Raw genomic sequence first — 5,084 nt, forward strand, 5'->3', positions numbered from 1 at the left:
AGCGGTGCTGCCGGGCTGCGAGTGCGCGTCCGTGCCGGTGGCGGGCGCGCTGGTGCGCAGGGGAGTGGCGCCGGCGGCCGCCCTGGCGTTCCTGCTCTCCGCCCCCGCGGTCAACCCGATCGTGCTGACGGCGACGGCGGTCGCCTTCCCCGGCGACCCCGAGATGGTGGCGGCCCGTTTCGTCGCGAGCCTGCTGGTGGCGTGCGCGATGGGCTGGCTGTGGCAGCGCCTCGGCCGCACCGACTGGCTGCGCCCGCCCTCCCGTCCGTCGCACGACGAACGGAGCAGGGGCGCGGCGTTCTGGGGCTCGGTACGGCACGACGTGACGCACGCGGGCGGCTACCTGGTGGTCGGCGCGATGGCGGCGGCCACGCTGAAGGCGGTGGTCCCGGCGGAGTGGCTGAGCGCGGCGGCCGGCAACCCGGTGCTGTCGGTCCTGGCCCTGGCCGTCCTGGCGGTGCTGTTGTCGATCTGCTCGGAGGCGGACGCGTTCGTGGCGGCGTCGCTCACCCAGTTCTCGCTGACGGCCCGGCTCGCCTTCCTGGTCGTGGGGCCGATGGTCGACCTGAAGCTCTTCGCCATGCAGGCGGGCACGTTCGGCCGTGCCTTCGCCCTGCGCTTCGCCCCCGCGACCTTCGCCCTGGCGGTGGTCGTCTCGGCCCTGACGGGGGCGGTGCTGCTGTGAAGCCCGAGAAGTCGAACCCGAACCACCAGGCCCAGGCGGCCCTGCTGTTCCTCCTCGGCGCGACCGTGCTGCACGCCGGTCTGACCGACCTGCACCTGCGGTACGTCAAGGCGGGCCTGCGCCCGCTGCTCCTGCTGTCGGGCGCGGCACTGATCGCGACGGCGGCGGCGACGGCCTGGTACGAGTGGCGTCGCGGGCCGCGCTCGGAGGAGGCGCACCGGGAACCCCGTGTCTCCTGGCTCCTGACCCTCCCCCTCTTCGCCCTGATCCTGGTCGCCCCGCCCGCCCTCGGCTCCTACAGCGCCACCCACACCGGTACGGCCCTGTGGGAACCCCTCGGCTACCCGGAGCTGTCCGAGCGGGGACCGCTGCGTCTCGGCGTCGGGGAGTACGCGGCCCGCGCGGTCTACGACCACGGCCGCCACCTGCGCGGCCGCTCGATCTCGGTCACCGGTTTCGTGGCCCTGGACGGCACCGGCGCCCCGTACCTGGTCCGCATGGGCCTCAACTGCTGTGCCGCCGACGCCCAGCCGGTCAAGATCGCCCTCACCGGCAGGATCCCCCCGGTCCTGCAGCCGGACACCTGGCTGGAGGTCACCGGCCGCTACACCCCGCGCCGTACGAAGGACCCCGTCAACGACGGCCCCGTCCCGTACTTCGAGGTCACCCGCGCCGTACCGGTCCCGGTCCCGCAGGACCCGTACGAGGAGGCGTGGAGCGACTAGGACGGCGGCCGGCCGGGACCGCGGCCGTCTAGGACTGGTACGGCTGCTGCTGCGACTGCTGCCCGTAGCCCTGTCCGCCGCCGATCGCCTGCGCCTGGAGCTGCTCGGCCTGCTCCTTGGTCACCTTCTGCTCCGCGCCGCAGAAGGTGCACTGCGTGGCGTACTTCGTCGAGACCGGGAACAGCGGGACGAAGAACAGGGTGAACTTGGTGACCCGCTTCCTGAGCGTGTGCGCGGCGGGGTTCCCGCACTGCGCGCACACCAGGGTCAGTATCGCGAGCTGGTACAGGTACCCCTTGGTGCCAAAAATGATCATGTCGTCGATCCTTCCCGGGCCTCGGCCCCCCGAACCACCACACCAGACGGTGACCGCGGTCGGCAACGTGACCGGCCACAACACTGCCGCACCCTGCACAAGCGTGCCGGCCCCCGGCACCGGCACGCTGTCCCCATGACCGAAGCCGGTGGTGACGAGGGTGTCGTCACGTAGGCGTCCCGCCCGACCTCCCGGAGAGAAGAGGCAACCGTGCAGATCACCGTCTCCACCGTGTCACTCACCGTCGACGACGTGAACGCCTCGCGGAAGTTCTTCACCACCCACCTCGGCTACAAGGCGATCGCCGCCGCCGACGGATTCGCCTCACTGACCCGGGGCGACGCGGCCGTCGACCTCGTCCTGCTGCGCCGGGGCACCGAGGTCCTGCCCGCCGGCCGGTGCGACCGGCACGCCGCCGGAGTCGTCCTGGCCTTCACGGTCACCGGCATCGAGGGCGAGGAACGGAGGCTGCGGGAGCAGGGGGTGGCCATCACCATGCCGCTGCGCAAGGAGCCGTGGGGCGAGCGGCTCTTCCAGGTCACCGACCCCAACGGGATCGTCGTCCGGTTCGTCGAGTGGGCGGCCCCCGACGAGGTGGGGGAGGACACGGACACCTAGGGTGGACGCCGTACACCGGGGCCGGCCCGTAAGGGTCCGCGCCGGTCCGTACCGGTCGGCACGAGAGGGGATGGTGGAGATCACCGGGCAGGCCGACGCCGTCCACCGGACCCGCACCCCCCTGAGCAGGGCGCGGGTGCTGTCCGCCGCCGTCGCCCTGGCCGACGAGGGCGGGGTCGACGCGCTCAGCATGCGGAAGCTGGCGCAGGTGCTCGGCGTCGTACCCATGGCGCTGTACAAGCACGTGGCCAACAAGAACGAGCTGCTGGACGGCATGATCGACGTCCTCGTCGGTGAGATCGACCCACCGGTCACGGACACCGACTGGAAGACCGCCGTCCGGCTGCGGGTGCTCTCCGCCCGCCGCATGCTGCTGCGTCACCCGTGGGCGTCCGGGGTCATCGAGGCGCGGCTGAAGGCGCGGGCCGCGCCGACCCCCGTGGTGATGGCGTACCTGGACTCGATGATCGGGATCTTCCGGTCCGGGGGCTTCCCGCTCGACCTGGTCCATCACGCGATGCACGTCATGGGCAGCCGGCTGCTGGGCTTCTCCCAGGAGCTGTTCGAGGACGGCGCCGGCCGGGAGCCGGACCCGGACGCGCTGCCGCCCGAGGAGATGGCCGCGCGCTACCCCCACATCACCGAACTGGCCATGGCGGTCACCCACGACGAGGGGTCCGTCGTCGGCTCGGGCTGCGACGACCAGTACGAGTTCGAGTTCGCCCTGGACCTGACGCTGGACGGTCTGGCCCGGCTGCTGCCCTGACGTCCTTCCCGGCCCTTGCCAGGTGTACGGCGTACACCCATGATGGTCGGTGTACGCCGTACACCCGTGAGGGGGGATCCGGATGAAGGCGATCGTCCAGGACCGCTTCGGCCCGCCGGACGTCCTGAGAGTGGCGGACGTCGACCGCCCCGAGCCGGGGGCCGGCCAGGTGCTGGTGCGGGTGCACGCCGCCGCGCTCAATCCGTACGACTGGCACATGCTGCGCGGCGACCCGTACGCGGCCCGGCTGACCGGGGGCATGGGACTGACCCGGCCGAAGGCGCGGGTGGCCGGGATCGACGCGGCCGGACGCGTCGAGGCGGTCGGCACCGGCGTGCGGGGGCTGAGGCCCGGCGACGAGGTGCTGGGCTTCTGCCCGGGCGCCTTCGCCGAGTACGCGTGCACCACCGAGGACCTCCTGGTCCCCAAGCCCGCGGAGCTGACCTTCGAGCAGGCCGCGGCCGTCCCGGTGGGGGCCGTGACGGCCCTGCGCGGCATCCGGACCGTGGGGCGGGTGCGGGCGGGGCAGCGGGTGCTGGTCAACGGGGCCGGCGGCGGCGTGGGCACGTTCGCCGTGCAGATCGCCGCGTCCCTCGGCGCCGAGGTCACCGGCGTGTGCAGCGCCCGCAACGCCGACCTGGTGCGCTCACTGGGCGCCGGGCACGTCATCGACTACGCGCGCGAGGACTTCACCGACGGCCGCGCGCGCTACGACGTCGTCCTGGACAACGTGGGCAACCACCCGCTGGGCCGGCTGCGCCGGGCGCTCACCCCGACGGGGACCCTGGTGGGCAACGGCGGCGGCTCACCCGGCCGTGTGTTCGGCGCGATGGGGGCCATGCTGAGACTCCTCGCGGCCGACGCGGTCGCCCGGCAGCGACTCCGGGTGATCCTCCCGGCGGTCCCGGCCGGGCCGGCCCACGAGGACCTGCTCGCCGTCACCGCGCTCATCGGGGCCGGCCGCCTCACACCGGTGGTCGACCGGACGTACCCGCTGGCCGAGACGGCCGAGGGGGTGCGCCACGTGGAGGGGGGCCACGCCCGCGGCAAGGCCGTCGTCACCGTTCCCTGAGGGCCGGGTTCCGACGTCCGGGAGGAGGCCGGAGCCCGTGGCGGAAATCTTCACGGAAGCGGTGTTCGTGGCGGAAAGGCGTGTTCCGCCGAAGCGGTCATGGCGGAGTGGCCGGTCAATAGGGTCCGAGTGTGCCTGCTGATGAAACTTCCGTTCGCTCTTCCGTGCCGGGGCCGGTCCGGGCGTGGCGCGGTGAGCAGGAGCCGGACCCCGGATCGCCGCAGCGGCGCGTGGTGCTCGCGGCGCTGCTGCCGGCCCGGGGGCGCCCGGCCGCCCTCGGCGAACTCATCCGTGCCCACCTGCTCACGGAACACTTCCCGGGCCGAGGCGTCGCGGGGCCGTCCGGCGCGGCCTCCGCCGCCCCGGTATTTTCTGATTGGCGACGGTGTGGGCGTATTTTTCCGTCGGTGTGAACCAATGCGTGCCCGGACTCGTTGGATCCTTCGGATTCCGTCGAGCCCGTCGGACGCCGCAGCGGGCCGTCCGGTCACTTCGGTTCAGGTGAGAGGAAGGAGGCGGGCGCCCATGGGAGCGGGTACGGAAGGTGCCGTCGGCGGTCCCGGTGTCCCCCTGCCCCCGCTGCTCCGGGCACGGGGCGGCCGGTCACCCGTCGATTCCGCTCCGCCCGCGTGAGGAGGACAGCAGCCATGGCCCGCTTCGAAGTGCACCTCTCCGACGAGGGGTTCGCCGGCATCGACGGGGAACCCCTGGTCCCCGACGCGGGCCGGTCCGTGCACGAGGCCGTGCTGGACCGGTTGCGGCAGTACGCGGAGCAGCGGGGCGCCCCGGTCGAGGCGACGGTGAACGACGGACCCGGCACCACCCACTTCGTCCTCCAGGTCGCCCCCGACGGCTCCAGCCGGGTCGTCATCCCCGCGGACCCGGACCCGGACCGACCCGCC

At 73.2% G+C, this 5,084-nt stretch carries 6 protein-coding genes and 1 pseudogene; 6 read left to right on the forward strand and 1 reads right to left on the reverse strand.

Annotation, left to right across the window (positions count from 1 at the left end):
- Positions 1-685: permease (locus B7767_RS37100; protein WP_179167454.1), on the forward strand; the 685-nt coding region annotated here is incomplete at its 5' end.
- Positions 682-1,410, forward strand: coding sequence for a TIGR03943 family protein (locus B7767_RS37105; RefSeq protein WP_085575844.1), 729 nt, complete (start codon positions 682-684; stop codon positions 1,408-1,410). The genes B7767_RS37100 and B7767_RS37105, both read left to right, overlap by 4 nt.
- A 28-nt stretch (positions 1,411-1,438) precedes the next feature.
- Here B7767_RS37105 and B7767_RS37110 read toward each other — a convergent pair whose 3' ends face one another.
- Positions 1,439-1,726, reverse strand: a complete 288-nt coding sequence (locus B7767_RS37110) for a zinc-ribbon domain-containing protein (RefSeq protein ID WP_085575845.1) — start codon at positions 1,724-1,726, stop codon at positions 1,439-1,441.
- A 210-nt stretch (positions 1,727-1,936) separates the two neighbouring features.
- Between B7767_RS37110 and B7767_RS37115 the strand changes: the two genes are divergently transcribed.
- The 4 genes and pseudogenes from B7767_RS37115 to B7767_RS46885 all read left to right on the forward strand — a co-directional run.
- Positions 1,937-2,344, forward strand: a complete 408-nt coding sequence (locus B7767_RS37115; protein ID WP_085575846.1) for a VOC family protein — start codon at positions 1,937-1,939, stop codon at positions 2,342-2,344.
- A 70-nt stretch (positions 2,345-2,414) separates the two neighbouring features.
- Positions 2,415-3,110, forward strand: coding sequence for a TetR/AcrR family transcriptional regulator C-terminal domain-containing protein (locus B7767_RS37120; RefSeq protein WP_085575847.1), 696 nt, complete (start codon positions 2,415-2,417; stop codon positions 3,108-3,110).
- Between the two features lie 82 nt (positions 3,111-3,192).
- Positions 3,193-4,182, forward strand: coding sequence for an NAD(P)-dependent alcohol dehydrogenase (locus B7767_RS37125; RefSeq protein ID WP_085575848.1), 990 nt, complete (start codon positions 3,193-3,195; stop codon positions 4,180-4,182).
- A 647-nt stretch (positions 4,183-4,829) separates the two neighbouring features.
- A pseudogene (locus B7767_RS46885) lies at positions 4,830-5,084 on the forward strand (hypothetical protein); the annotation flags it as partial.

Origin of the sequence: Streptomyces sp. 13-12-16 (genome assembly GCF_002114215.1) — a bacterium.
Classification (GTDB): Bacteria; Actinomycetota; Actinomycetes; order Streptomycetales; family Streptomycetaceae; genus Streptomyces.